The following is a 13,848-nucleotide window of genomic DNA, read 5'->3' as shown; positions in this document are numbered from 1 at the left end:
TCGATCTCGCCGACCAGCCGGAGCAGATTTCGCTTGAACTGCGCAGCTATGTCATCGCCATCAGCTGGTTCAAGCGGGAGTTGAAGCTCTACGAAAAGCTGTTCGGCAAAGGCAACAGCTTTGCCCCTGTGCGGGACCATCTCCGCGAAGTGGGCAACAGTCTCGACGAAGGCATTGCCTGGATCGAGGCCTACGCCCAGAAGAAGATTGACTACGCGGAGCTTCAGGAAAACTTGAAAGATCACACGGCTACGGGTCTGGAATATGTACTCGATGCCACACCAACGCTGTTTCGCCAGTGGCCTGCCCGAACCTCGAAGCAGGCCATAACGCTGGCTGACGACCTTGAACTGCTCGTCGAGCAGATCGTCGAGGAAATCCGACGCAAGGGCTACCAGCTGTACCACGTACTGATCGATGCAGACCCGATCAAGCACGAGAGCGAACTGATCCTCTCGGCGCAGCAATCCAGAAGAGAACATTTGAAATGACGGTAACCCGCAAGAAGCTGATCGAAGTCGCGCTGCCGCTGGAAGCGATCAACAAGGAATCGCTCCATCGCAAACAGAAGGCACCCAAAGGCTGGCCTACATCGTTTCACAAGTGGTGGGCGCAACGACCGCTTGCGGCAGCACGGGCAGTGATTTTTGCGCAAATGGTAGATGATCCCTCTAGCTTGCCAGACTTGTTCCCAACCGAAGAAAAACAACAAATCGAGCGGCAACGCCTATTTGGAATAATAGAGGATTTGATTCAATGGGATAACACAAGCAACAAAGTAGTAATTGACAAAGCCCAAGCAGAAATTTGGAAAAGCTGGCGGCGAGCATGCGCAGATTTTGCCGGCCACCCTAAGGCAAAAGAACTATTTGACCGAAACAGATTGCCCCTATTCTGCGATCCATTTGCTGGAAGTGGCAGCTTGCCGCTTTCGGCCCAATGGCTTGGGCTAGAAAGTTACGCGACCGATCTCAACCCGGTTGCCGTTCTTATAAACAAGGCAATGATTGAAATTCCAACAAGTTTCTCTGATAAGCCACCGATCAATCCGGCATGGCAGCAGAAACAAGATGGCGAAAAAGCAATGATCTTGTGGCAGGGTGCGCAAGGATTGGCGGAGGATGTCCGTTACTACGGGCAGTGGATGCGCACAGAAGCTGAGAAACGCATTGGCCATCTCTACCCAAAAATTGAAATTACTGAAGCCATGGCTTCAGTAAGGCCGGATCTAAAGAAGTATATCGGGCTCAAGCTGACTGTTATTGCATGGCTTTGGGCGCGCACCGTAAAGAGCCCTAATCCAGCATTCTCAGATGTAGATGTTCCCCTTGCTACGACTTTTATGCTTTCCACAAAAGTGGGAAAAGAGGCATACGTCAAGCCGGTGATTGATGGAAATAATTACGAATTCACAGTAGAAAATGGGGCTCCAAAGGATTCTTCATCCGCCAAGAACGGCACTTCGGCTGGCAAACGTAAGGCGTTTACATGCCTTATATCAAAGGTCCCAATCGGCTATGAGTATATTCGTTCCGAGGCGAAAGCTGGGCGCATGGGAGAGCGCCTTATGACGATGGTGGCCGAAGGCGACCGTGGACGTATATTCCTATCTCCGACTCCAGAAATGGAAGCTTTGGCTCGCGCAGCAAAGTCAACCTGGAAGCCGGATTGTGAAATGCCAAAGAAGCATCGTGATTTTAAGCCGCCGGTGTATGGCATGAATAATTTAGGAGATATTTTTACCGATCGCCAGTTGACCGCACTGACGATATTCTCTGATTTGGTGAGAGAGGCGCATGCGCAAGTAAAGCAAAATGCGTTGTGCGTCAACATGGTTGATGACAATAAAGGGCTAAACGTCGATGGCAAAGGCGCTAGCGCCTACGCCGATGCAATTTGTACTTACTTAGCCTGCGTGTTAGATCGGATGGTTTATTACGGATCTAGTTTGACGTCATGGCTCCCTAAGGACAATGCGCTTAGGGATTGCATGCCACGCCAAGTCCTTGCGATGACTTGGGATTTTGCAGAATGTAATCCACTTGGGAAATCAAGTGGCGACATTTCAACGTGTATAAATTCTGTTGCCAACTATTTAGATTGCGCGACTCCATTTGTCAACGGACATGCATCCCAGTGTGACGCGCAATCTCAATTGTCTGGAGGGAAAGTTTTTGTATTTAGCACCGACCCGCCTTATTACGACAACATAAGTTACGCAGATCTATCTGACTATTTTTATGTCTGGCTGCGCCGATCACTTATATCCATATTCCCAGATCTATTTTCTACGGTTGCAGTTCCCAAATTAGACGAGCTTGTCGCTACTCCACAGCGTCACGGGGGTAAAGAAGAAGCTGAGGCGTTCTTCCTAAATGGAATGACGAAGGCAATGCATCGGTTGGCTGAGCAATCCCACCCTGCTTTTCCGGTAACCATCTATTACGCATTCAAGCAGTCTGAGAGCGACGAAAACGATGGAACTACTAACACGGGATGGGATACGTTCCTCGATGCAGTTGTTTGTGCCGGTTTTGCAATTACCGGTACATGGCCTGTGCGTACCGAAGGAGCCGGGCGCATGATTGCATCTGGAACGAACGCTCTGGCTTCCAGTATCGTTCTCGTCTGTCGCCCGCGCTCGGCTTTGGCGCCGATGGCCACACGCGGGGAGTTCGTTGCTGCGCTCAAGGCCGAGCTGCCGAAGGCGCTGGTGCTCCTGCAAGCTGGCAACATCGCACCCGTCGACTTGGCGCAGGCGGCTATAGGGCCCGGCATGGCGGTGTACACGCGATATGCCAAGGTGCTTGATGCCGAAGGCAAGCCGCTGTCGGTTCGCGCGGCACTGGCTCTGATCAACCGCACACTCGATGAAGCCCTGGCCGAGCAGGAAGGTGATTTCGATGCCGATACCCGCTGGGCGCTGACCTGGTTCGAGCAGCACGGCTTTGCCGATGGCGACTACGGCGTGGCGGAGCAGTTGTCGAAGTCCAAGAACACCAGCGTGTCCGGTCTGGTCGAGGCCGGCATCCTGCTGTCGAAGTCCGGCCACGTGCGGCTGTTCAAGCCCGCCGAACTGCCGGCCGACTGGGACCCGAGCACCGATAACCGTCTGACCGTCTGGGAGATGGTCCATCACCTGATCCGTGTGCTCGAAGCCGGCGGCGAAGGCGCTGCGGCCACCCTGGCCGCCAAGCTCGGCGCCAAGGCCGAAACCGCCCGTGAGCTTTGCTATCGCCTCTACACGCTCTGCGAGCGCAAGAAGCGCGCGACTGAAGCCATGGCCTACAACGGCCTGGTGCAGAGCTGGCCGGAGATCACCCGATTGGCGGCTGACAGTGCGGCCAAGCCTGTTGATCCGCAGCAGGCTGCTCTGATCTGAGAATCTGTCAAATGCTCGGAACAGGGACCAACCCTTCTCCCCTCGGGAGAAGGGCAGGGATGAGGGGCTGTTGGGCTGGCCGCTTCCTCCGATTGAGAGACCCTCACCCGCGTTTGGCAAAGCCAGGACTGACGTTGTGTCAGTCCTGGCCGGCCAAAGCGCTCTCCCGGGGGGAGAGGGCTTTCGCGGCTGTTTCCAAGACGTTCCCGTGATCGCGATCGGCAACAAGCTCGACGGCAAGTATCTCGTCGTCGGCCGGCTGGGCAGTGGCGGCTTCGGCGAGGTGTTTCTCGCCGAGGATGTCGCGATCCCGGGCCGACAGCTTGCGTTGAAGGTGCTGTCAGCCAAGTCGGCTGGCGATCACGGCGATCTGATCTGGGAAATGCGCACCCTGGCCAAGTTCAACCACCCGGCGATCGTCGGCTTTCATCATCACTTCCAGCACGGTGACCGGCTGGTGCTGGTGATGGAGTTCTGTGCCGGCGGCAGCCTGCATGATCGGCTGGATGCGGCAGGCCCGGTTACGCAGGACGAGGTGTTCCGCTGGGCGGCTGTGCTGTTCGAAGCGATGGCCTTTGTCCACGACAAGGGCATCGTCCATCACGACATCAAGCCGGCAAACATCCTGTTTTCACAGGACGGCGGGATCAAGCTCGGGGATTTCGGCGTGGCCAATCGCGATGGCGGCACGCGCCGCTACATGGCGCCGGAAATGCTGCTGGGCGAAGCGGTGACGCGCACCGATCCGCGCGTCGATATCTATGCGCTGGCGCTGACCCTGATCGAGATGCTGAGTGGCGAGCATCCATTCGAAGGCCTGTCGCCGGCCGATTCGCTGAAGCGCCGGATCGCCCATGACTTCGTGCCGCGCGATCTGCCGCGCTGGGTGCAGGACATCCTGCTGCGCGCCAGCCATCCGACGCCGGAACTGCGTTTCCAGAAGATGGCAGATTTCGCCGAAGCGATTGCCGCAAAGCATGTGCCCTACGTGTTCGATGGCAAGCGCATCAAGGCGCATGCGCTGGCCGAGAAAGCGGAAGCGCAGTTGCTGAAGAAGAAGTGGAAGGCAGCGGAGAATCTGGCCAGCCATGCGCTGCGTGTCTGTCCCGAATCAACGATGGCGCTGGTGGTGGCCGGTCGTTGTCATTTGATGGTGCGCCGTACCCGGCAGGCGCGTGAATACCTGAGCCGTGCTTTGGGCATCAATCCGCGCATGCATGTCCAGAAGGAACTGGGCTGGCTGAACCTGGAGGAGGGGAACCTGCCGACGGCGATCTCGCTGCTGGGCGACCATCTCGATCGCAATGCCTCCGATTTCGAAGCTTGGAATCTGCTGCTGCGCTGCTTCTTTCTGTCTGGCCGTTATGAAGCGGGGGAGAAGCTGGCGCAGATGGTGATGCGCGTGTCCTCGGCAAACGAGTGCTTCCGGAACAATCGCTTCGTCTGCCGCCTGCTGAACGACGGATACAGCGCACGCGAGCTTGCCGATATCGATGCAACGGAGATCGTCAGCCCCTTCATCGTTTTCAATCTGACTGTGGCGCGCGAGTCGCCCAGCAGCTGGCAGGCCGATGGGCCGCCGTTCCTGCGCGACAAGCTGCTGTTCCAGGAATACGGCTGGGGCCTGGGCCGCAGCAGTGCCAAGCTCAATACGCTGGCCGTTCGAATGCCGGATGGCAGTGCATTCGAGTCCGCAGCACCGGTGATCTCGATCGGCAAGCTCGCATCGAACGACGTCGTGCTCGCGTCGCCATCAGTGAGCCGACGGCATGCCGTGATCGTCAATTTCGCCAATGATGTCTGGCTGCACGATCTGGGCGGAAATTTTGGTACGCGGCTTGGTGAAGACCGGGTCAGTGGTCGCATCCATCTGGATGGCGTGCACAAGCTTTTGATGGGGCGCGTCTCGGTCGAGATCGCTGCCCAAAGCAATCTTCTTGTTTGAAGCAATCAACGGAACACAATTATGGCCATCACCAATCATGAACGCGTCGGCAAGGCGCTGGAACTGCTCAAGGCGGGACTGGGACCCTTCGTCAAGCGTGAAGTCACCGCAGCGATTGCTGCGAAGACCTTGTCGGTGCAGAACGTCAGGGGCTTTCTCGATGATCCGAATCTGGCCAGCAAGGGCATCGAAGAATACGACGCGGCGGCCCTGCTGAAGCTGATGTGGGAAACCTGGAACGAGGTATTCCGCAGGATTCTTGGCCACTCGGAACGCAGCCTGGTGTCGGAGATTCGCGACTGGCGCAACAAATGGGCGCACCAGTCGCCGATCACCGGCGACGATGCCTATCGCGCGCTGGATTCGGCGGGGCGGCTGCTGTCGGCGGTGTCAGCGCCGCAGGCGGATGAGGTCGAGAAGCTGAAGATGGAGCTACTGCGGGTGCGCTTTGACGAGCAGGCACGCGGCGAGAAGCGTAAATCTTCCAGCACGGCCATTGAGAGCGCGGCCACCGGTACCTTGAAGCCATGGCGCGATGTGGTGATGCCGCATGAGGACGTGGCCAGTGGCCGCTATCAGCAGGCCGAGTTTGCGGCTGATCTGTGGCAGGTGCATCTTGGCGAGGGATCGCCGGAATACAAGAACCCGGTCGAGTTCTTCCGCCGGACCTACCTGACCGAAAGCCTGCGCGGCATGCTGGTTGGCGCAGTGCGTCGACTTGTCGCCGGTGGCGGCGATCCGGTGGTGCAACTCCAGACCAACTTCGGTGGCGGCAAGACGCACTCGATGCTGGCGCTGTATCACCTGTTCTCCGGGGCAGCGACCACGGAACTGCCGGGCATCGATGCCGTGATGCAGGAAGCCGGCGCCACGCACTTGCCGACCGCGCGGCGTGTGGTGCTGGTCGGCAACAAGATTTCGCCTGAAACCCCGTCGATCAAGCCCGATGGCACCAAGGTCTACACGTTGTGGGGTGAGCTGGCCTGGCAGCTGGGAGGCAAGGCGGCTTACTCGCGCCTGCGGGCCGATGACGAGAAAGCCACCAGCCCCGGCGATGTGCTGCGCGAGCTGTTCAACGAATACGGTCCTTGCCTGATCCTGGTCGACGAGTGGGTGGCCTACGCGCGCCAGCTGCACGACCAGAGCGATCTGCGCGGCGGTGGCTTCGAAACCCAGTTCACCTTTGCTCAGGTCCTGACCGAGTCGGCCAAGCTGGCGAAGCACTGCCTGCTGGTGATCAGTCTTCCGGCATCGGATACCACTGGCGCGCCACACACGCAGGCAGATGATGTGGAAGTGGGCGGTACTCGCGGCCGCGAGGCGCTGGATCGCTTGCGCAATGTCGTCGGGCGTGTGGAGTCCGCCTGGCGGCCGGCGAGCGCCGAGGAAGGTTTCGAGATCGTGCGTCGACGCTTGTTCCAGCCGCTGATCGATGCCGCGCAGTTCAAGGATCGCGATGTGGTGGCGCGGGCCTTTGCCGATTTCTACCGCACGCAACAGGCGGAGTTCCCGGCCGAGTGCCGCGAAGCCGACTACGAGAAGCGCATCAAGGCGGCCTATCCGATCCATCCCGAGGTGTTCGACCGGCTCTACACCGACTGGTCGACCCTGGTGAAATTCCAGCGCACTCGCGGCGTGCTGCGCCTGATGGCTGCGGTGATCCACAGCCTCTGGGAGAAGGGCGACCGCAATCCGCTGATCATGCCCGGCAACATCTCGATCGACGATGCCCGCGTGCAGTCTGAACTGACGCGCTACCTGTCGGACAACTGGGTACCGGTGATCGAGAAGGATGTCGATGGTCCGAATTCCCTGCCACTGAAGCTCGATAACGAGTTGCCGAACCTCGGCAAGTTCGCGGCCTGCCGACGCGTGGCGCGCACCATTTACATGGGCTCTGCACCAACCGCTGCTGCGGCCCACAAGGGCATCGAGGACAGGCGAGTGAAGCTGGGTTGCGTCATGCCGGGAGAATCTCCGGCGGTGTTCGGCGATGCGTTACGGCGCATGGCCGGTGCCGCCACTTACCTATATCAGGACGGTCCGAATTATTGGTATTCCACCCTGCCGACGGTGACCAAGCTTGCCGACGATCGTGCGGAGCAGTTCAAGCGTGAACCGGGCAAGGTGGTGCATGAGCTGGAACAGCGCCTGCGAAGGAATCTGACGAATCTTGGAGACTTCAATCGAGTTCATCCGATGGTGCAGGGCAGTGTCGATGTGCCTGATGATCTGGACGCGCGGCTGGTGGTACTCGGGGTGGCGTATCCGTATTCGAAGGAGACCAACAGCGCCGCCGAAACGGAAGCAAAGGCAATTCTTGAATCGCGAGGCAATGCGCCGCGCACCCATCGCAATACCCTGGTGTTCCTGGCCGCGGACAAAACGCGCCTGCAGGACCTCGAAGATGCCGCCCGCAAGTTTCTCGCGTGGCAGTCGATCCTGACCGAACAGACGAACCTCAACCTGACGCCGTTTCAGGTCAAGCAGGCGGAGACCCAGAAGACGGCCGCCGATGGCGCTGTGACCGCGCGTCTGCCTGAGACCTACCAGTGGTTGCTGGTGCCGGTGCAAGCCACGCCGCACGTGGCGATGACCTGGGAGGCGATGCGCCTTTCCGGCACGGATCCGCTGGCGGTACGAGCGAGCAAGAAGCTGCGTAGTGATGAGTTGTATCTGACTAGTTTTGCGCCAACTCGCCTGAAGATGGAGCTTGACCGGATACCGCTGTGGCGCGCAGATCATCAACAGCATGTGGCGATCAAGCAGCTGGCCGAGGACTTCGCCAGCTATCTGTACCTGCCGCGGCTCAAGGATTCGTCTGTGCTGCTGAAGGCAATTAGTGACGGCGTCGGTCTGCTGACTTGGCACAGCGATGGCTTCGGCCTTGCCGACAGTTTTGACGAGAATGCGCAACGTTACCGAGGTTTGAGGGCAGGGGTCCCCATGACGTTGGTCGATGCGTTCGCCACGGATCTGCTGGTGAAGCCTGAGGTAGCAAGCCGGCAGATAGCGATCGATCGCGCGGCTGCTGCGGCACAAGGCGATCCGACCTTAGTGTCGGCGACACCCGCCGGTATTTCAGGTGGCAACACCGAGCCAACGGTCGTACCGCCTGGTCCGCAGGTGACGGCCAAGCCCAAACGATTCCATGGCACGGCGATCTTGGACGCAACGCGTGTAGGCCGTGATGCCAGCCGGATCGCGGACGAGGTGATCGCTCATCTATCGGGGCTGGTGGGTGCCACGGTCACGGTGACGATCGAAGTGCAGGCCGAGATCCCGGCCGGCGTGCCGGACAACATCGTGCGGACGGTCACCGAGAACAGCAGGACGCTCAAGTTCAGCAGCCATGGTTTCGAGGTCGAGTGATCGATCTCTTGATTTCCATGCCGTTCATCGTTTGCCTGATAGAGGTTTGTTGATGACTCCGCGCCCTGAAGCATCAGTGTTGAACTGGTTCGACCAGCAGGCCAAGCCCTTCTTGTCTGCCCATGCGCCCGAAAAGTTGCCGTCCCTGCAAAGCGATTACGAACGCTTGCAACGACTCATCGCTCGTCCCGATCACATCACGGTCTGCTTTCTCGGCAATTCTGGTGTCGGCAAGAGCACTCTGCTGAATGCACTGGCGGCCGATGAGGCGCAGGTGCTGCCTGCGGGTGGTATTGGGCCGCTGACGGCGCAGGCGACCGAGGTTCTTTTCGATGCGCCTGAGCTTGCTTCTGCTGACGAGGGCGACGCACCCAGCGATAACCTCGAAGGGCTGATCAAGCAGGCGCGCAACATCGTCTGCGGCAAGCAATTCGCGGAACAGCCGCTGGAGTACTTGGTTGATGCGCTGCGTTTTGCCTGCAGCATGGAGCCCAAATGGGACGCCCGTCTTGATGATGCGGACATGCAGCGCGTCATTCGCATTCGCCGCATCTTGGCCGCCGGCAAAAGTGGCCAAGTTCATGAGCGCAAGTCGCAGGCCAGGACATTCGCGACCTGATCCGCCACCTGGTAGAGATATTTGGGGCTGGCATCAAGCCCTACATCCGGCGATTCGAGCGGGATCTGCGGGCCGGAAAGGTTGATGCCGACGAAGTCGTGGCAGCCCTGCAATATCCGGCGGTCGGCGACCGAGCATGCTCCGGAGAAGGGCCAGCGTAAAAGCGAACCACGAATCGGACCTGTCGGCGATGTATGCGCTTGATCGTCTAGGTGTCTACGCGAGCGCAAGCACAGAAGAATACGGTAGCAAAAATGGTAGCAATTTATTTTCTTAGTTTACTAAATCATATATATACATATACTTAAAAGTCATTTTCGATTCCTAGTCTCAGCCAGTAAAGGAAAGCGCTTAGCGATGAACTCGCTAGGCGCTTTTTCTTTTTCTGCAGTCGCTGTGCACTCTGCATTCTTCCGCGATGGTTGCATCGAACAGCGGCCAACAAAAAGGCGGAACGGCCATGCGGCCGTTCCGCCCGAGTCGATGCAGCTGTCAGCGTGGATGTCTCAGCGGCCGCCGAGACCCGCGACCGCAGCCATCACGAAGAACACGTCTGTGTTGTCCAGCGTGCCGTGGATGAACTGCGAGCCGCGGCCGAATGCGGACAGCGGAATGTCGTTGCCTGTGTGCGCGGCGACGGCGTCGGACACCTGGCCGGTGACCAGGAAGCCACCGAGTACATCGCGGTTCAGCGGGCTGGCCGGATGGCTGTTCAGCGGGGCTGTGTTGTTGCCCGGCTGCTGGCTGTCGCGCAGCGGCAGCGGATTGGTCAGCCAGTCCTCATAGCGATCGGCATTCGCGGCATAGCCGATCAGCAGCTTGAAGTCCGGATCCATCGACTGCGGATAGCCATCGGCAGCCTGCGTGTAGCGCGGGAAGCCGGCGGCATCGTAGGTGCCGACGACATTGCCGGCCGGGCCGCTGCCGCGCGGGCCGGCAGCACCGGTGCCGGCGCCGGAATTGGCGCGGCTGTCGAGATCAGCACTGCTGACGGTGGAGCCGCCGATCACCGAGAAGCCGCCGTTTTCGTGGTCGGCGGTGACGATCACCAAGGTGTTCTTGTCGCGCGCCGCGAAGGCCTGCGCCACCGCGATGGCCTTGTCGAACTCGATGGTGTCCATGATCGCGCGCTCGGAATCCATGTTGTGCGACTGCTTGTCGATCGACGCGCCTTCCACCATCAGGAAGAAGCCGTTGCGGTTGCCGTGGTCGAGCACCTCGAGAGCCTTGCGGGTCATGTCCGGCAGCAGCGGCTGGTCGGGGAAACCGAAATCGTCGACCACCGTCGAGGTGCCGCGGCGCTTGCCGAGCTTGTCCAGCGCCACATTCATGTTCGACAGCGCGAACAGGCCGAGCAGTGGCTGGTTGTTCGGCACGTTGAGCAGCGCGCTGTTGTTCGGCGCGTAGCTGAAGCCGGCGGCCTGGAAGTCGGCGATCAGGTTGCGCGCCGGATCGAGCACGCCGGGAGCGATGCCATAGGCGGAGACCAGATCGGCCGGCAGCACGTAGTCGGTGCTGTTGCCGCGCTGCGAACCGTTGAAGCCGGTGGCATTGCCGCAGGGTTCGCTGCCGGCGCAGTTCGATGGGTTGGGCAGGAACCACTTGCGGCCGCCGCCCATCAGCACGTACAGGCCGTTGCTGGCGCGTTCATCGAGGAACTGGTCGACGATGCCGGTGCCGTTGCCGCGCGCCTGGGTGTGCACGGCGTTGGCGGCCGGCGTGGCGTCGAACACATCGGCGGTGGTGACGATGCCGGTACGGGTGCCGCGCACCCGGTGCAGGTATTCCGACAGATATTCGATACGCGGATTGTCGAAGGCCGCCGTGGTGTCATCCGGGAAGACGCCTTCCTGGTTGTTCTGCGCCTTGTTGCCGGTGACGTAGTTGGACATACCGGGGGCGGAGTCGGTGACGATCGAGTTCAGCGAGGCAGTCATGATGCTGGCGCTGTACGGAAAGGTATCCATCGCCAGCGGCGTGATCGACTTGCCCTGGGAGATGCCGCCCTGGACGATGCGCGCCGCCGAACGATGACCGGCACCCATGCCGTCACCGAGCATGAAGATGATGTTCTTGACCGGTGCGATGCTGCCCGGCGCAGGAATGCCGATGATCTCGAAGTTGCCGCTGCGGCTGACGCTGCTGCCGTTGCTCTGCAGCGCGCTGACCGTGAGCGTGTGCACGCCGGGCGTGCTCAGCGAATAGGCGCGCCGCGAGGCGACCGCCGAATTCGGCGCCACCGTGGGCACCAGACCGGTGGTGACCAGGCTGACGCTGCCGGGCACCGGTACGCCATCGACGCTGAAACTGACGCTGCTGATTGTCTGGCCGGCGTCCGGCTGCACGGTGGCCTGCAGATCGAAGCGCTGGCCGGGAATGAAGCGGGCAATGATCGGCGCGCTGCTGACGCCGTTGGTGCGGAACAGCTCGCTGGGCGGGGTCAGCCGAGAGACACTCAGCGCCTGGACGTTGGTCGAGAACAAGGCCGTGGTGGCAACTGCCAGCAAGCCGGCGGTGGACAGATAACTGCGAGTTTGCATGGCAAGGCTCCTGACGGAAGAACTTCGAGACGTTGCGAAAGGGATCAGCGCTGACTGGCTGCTGCGCTGGCCAAGGGGCTGGACGGGATGTCGATGGCCAGCGCGTCCAGCTGCAGCCGCACATAGGAAATGCGATCGAAGCTTTCCTGACGGGCGCCGAGATCCAGCATGCCGATCACCGCGATCGGGCCGGGACGGTAGGCCGGGATTTCACTGGCGTCGCCGCTGGGCAGGTGCACGAACACCGTGCCCGGCGGCAGATCGTCGGCGCCGCCATCGGCCCGTTCAGCCAGATTGACCGGCTGCGAGGCCAGCAGGAACAAGCCTTCATAAGGCTCGTCCTGGCGGACCATGTAGCCCTGGATGCGGACCCGCTGATGATCGAGCGAGAGCAGCTTTTCAGTCGGCTCCAGGCCATACGGCCCCACCGGCAGCCGATACAGCTCGGTCAGCGACAGCGCGGTGGCCGGTGCGGCCACAGGTGCTTTCGGGAGTGCGGCGGGCTGCGGTGGCGCCATCGAACAGCCACCGGCACCGAGCAGCAGAGCGCTGATGCCGAGGGTTTTCAGGAGTGCCGGGAAGGGGATGCCGGAGTCTGCTGGCAAGGGGATATTCCTGGAATGTGGGCAGGTTGACAGCCGCCGATCCATAGATCGGACGAAGGCACGCTAGCCCCACTGGATTACCGGGCAATGACATTTCCTTCACCCACGCGCGGCCCCAGCGGCTGCGACTCACAGTTGCCGGCTTTTTTTGTGGGGACGCCAATCAGTTTGTCGGCAATTGCCAGTCGACATCGGCCATTCACGAAGCAGGCCCGCTGTACGATAGTTGCCATATTCCTCAGTGGCGGTGCGCACATGAGTGTTTTCCAGTCGGCAGGCCGCACCGATCTCGGCAAGGTTCGCAAACGTAACGAAGACGCCATCCTGAGCCGCGACGACGCCCGGCTCTGGGTCGTTGCCGATGGCCTCGGTGGGCACTCGGCCGGTGATGTCGCCAGCACGCTGATCGCCGAGCGGCTGGCGGCGATCGAGGTCGGCTTGTCGGCACCGGATGCCATCGATGCGATCGACGACAGCTTGCTGGCCGTGCATGAAGAACTGCGTCTGCTGGCCCAGCAGCGGCGTGTCGACCTGATCGGCTCGACAGTGGCCTTGACCCTGATTCGCGATGGCATCGGTCTCTGCGGTTGGGTCGGCGATAGCCGCGTCTATTGCTATGAGGGCGGCCAGTTGCGGCAGCTGACGGTCGATCACGCGCATGCCCCGCCGCCGGGTGTGACTTCGCAGGCTGGGGCTGGCGTACTGACCCGCGCGGTGGGTGCCGATCAGGTTCTGTCGATCGACTGGCTGGCCGTGGCCTTGAAGGCGGACACCCAGTTGCTGCTGTGCACCGACGGCGTCAACAAGGAAATGTCCGATCAGGAACTGGCGGAGGTGCTCGGCACGGCGTCCTCGGCAGAAGCCGCGATCGACAACATCTTCGCCTGCTGCCTGTCGCGCGGCGCCCGAGACAATGTGTCGGCCATCGTGATCCGAGCGCCGGCCTGATCGATGGAAGCTCGGTTCGTCGAATTCAACGAAGCCCTGATGCTGTTGGCGCAAGGCATGCGCGAGGGCAGCTTGAGCCTGGCCGAGTTCCGTCTGCAGCGACGGCAGTTGCTGGCGGCGCTCCTGACACCGGTCGCTGAAGCTTCGAAAGCCGGACCGGGTTTTGCGGTTCCCCCCGAGCCGCCATCTGTAGTGCCGGAGATCGAAAAAACCCGACCTCGTCGCGGCATGGTGGCAGCAGCAGTGTTGCTGCTGGTTTTCCTGCTGGCACTGGTACTGGTCGGCACGCTGGCCTAGTCAGCCTCTCAGCGATACAGCGCGAGGTATTGCCTGGCGGAACTGGCCCAGGTGAAATCGCGATTCATGCCGCTGTGCTGCAAGCCGGCACGGGCGACTGGATCGGCGAGCAGTTCCAGCGCCCGGCGTACGCCATAGAG

The 13,848-nt window shown here is 60.6% G+C and carries 9 protein-coding genes; 7 read left to right on the top strand and 2 right to left on the bottom strand.

Going from position 1 to position 13,848, the window contains the following annotated elements; translation table 11 throughout:
* The 5 genes from Q0D45_RS17335 to Q0D45_RS17315 all read left to right on the top strand — a co-directional run.
* Positions 1-491, top strand: a 491-nt coding sequence (locus tag Q0D45_RS17335) for a hypothetical protein (protein WP_293395667.1), incomplete at its 5' end; no start/stop codon positions are given.
* The gene (locus tag Q0D45_RS17330; RefSeq protein WP_293395664.1) at positions 488-3,382 is read left to right on the top strand and encodes a DUF1156 domain-containing protein; all 2,895 of its coding nucleotides are present in this window, start codon (positions 488-490) and stop codon (positions 3,380-3,382) included. The genes Q0D45_RS17335 and Q0D45_RS17330, both read left to right, overlap by 4 nt.
* 208 nt (positions 3,383-3,590) lie before the next feature.
* Entirely contained in the window at positions 3,591-5,327 is a 1,737-nt protein-coding gene (locus Q0D45_RS17325; protein ID WP_293395661.1) for a protein kinase, read from the top strand.
* A 21-nt stretch (positions 5,328-5,348) separates the two neighbouring features.
* The gene (locus Q0D45_RS17320) at positions 5,349-8,699 is read left to right on the top strand and encodes a Swt1 family HEPN domain-containing protein (protein WP_293395658.1); all 3,351 of its coding nucleotides are present in this window, start codon (positions 5,349-5,351) and stop codon (positions 8,697-8,699) included.
* 79 nt (positions 8,700-8,778) lie between these two features.
* Positions 8,779-9,318: a GTPase gene (locus Q0D45_RS17315; RefSeq protein ID WP_293395655.1), complete on the top strand. Its 540-nt coding sequence runs from the start codon at positions 8,779-8,781 to the stop codon at positions 9,316-9,318.
* Between the two features lie 506 nt (positions 9,319-9,824).
* Here the strand turns inward: Q0D45_RS17315 and Q0D45_RS17310 are convergent.
* Positions 9,825-11,858, bottom strand: a complete 2,034-nt coding sequence (locus Q0D45_RS17310; RefSeq protein ID WP_293395652.1) for an alkaline phosphatase — start codon at positions 11,856-11,858, stop codon at positions 9,825-9,827.
* A 44-nt stretch (positions 11,859-11,902) separates the two neighbouring features.
* Positions 11,903-12,463, bottom strand: coding sequence for a hypothetical protein (locus tag Q0D45_RS17305; RefSeq protein ID WP_293395649.1), 561 nt, complete (start codon positions 12,461-12,463; stop codon positions 11,903-11,905).
* 255 nt (positions 12,464-12,718) lie between these two features.
* Here Q0D45_RS17305 and Q0D45_RS17300 point away from each other — a divergent pair, with 255 nt between their 5' ends.
* Together Q0D45_RS17300 and Q0D45_RS17295 are read left to right on the top strand one after the other, a co-directional pair.
* The gene (locus tag Q0D45_RS17300; protein WP_293395646.1) at positions 12,719-13,411 is read left to right on the top strand and encodes a protein phosphatase 2C domain-containing protein; all 693 of its coding nucleotides are present in this window, start codon (positions 12,719-12,721) and stop codon (positions 13,409-13,411) included.
* 3 nt (positions 13,412-13,414) lie between these two features.
* Positions 13,415-13,708: a hypothetical protein gene (locus tag Q0D45_RS17295; protein WP_293395643.1), complete on the top strand. Its 294-nt coding sequence runs from the start codon at positions 13,415-13,417 to the stop codon at positions 13,706-13,708.
* Positions 13,709-13,848 lie beyond the last annotated feature (140 nt).

This window comes from Nevskia sp. (genome assembly GCF_023266035.1).
GTDB lineage: Bacteria > Pseudomonadota > Gammaproteobacteria > Nevskiales > Nevskiaceae > Nevskia.
This window is presented reverse-complemented; position numbering and strand designations above follow the sequence as displayed.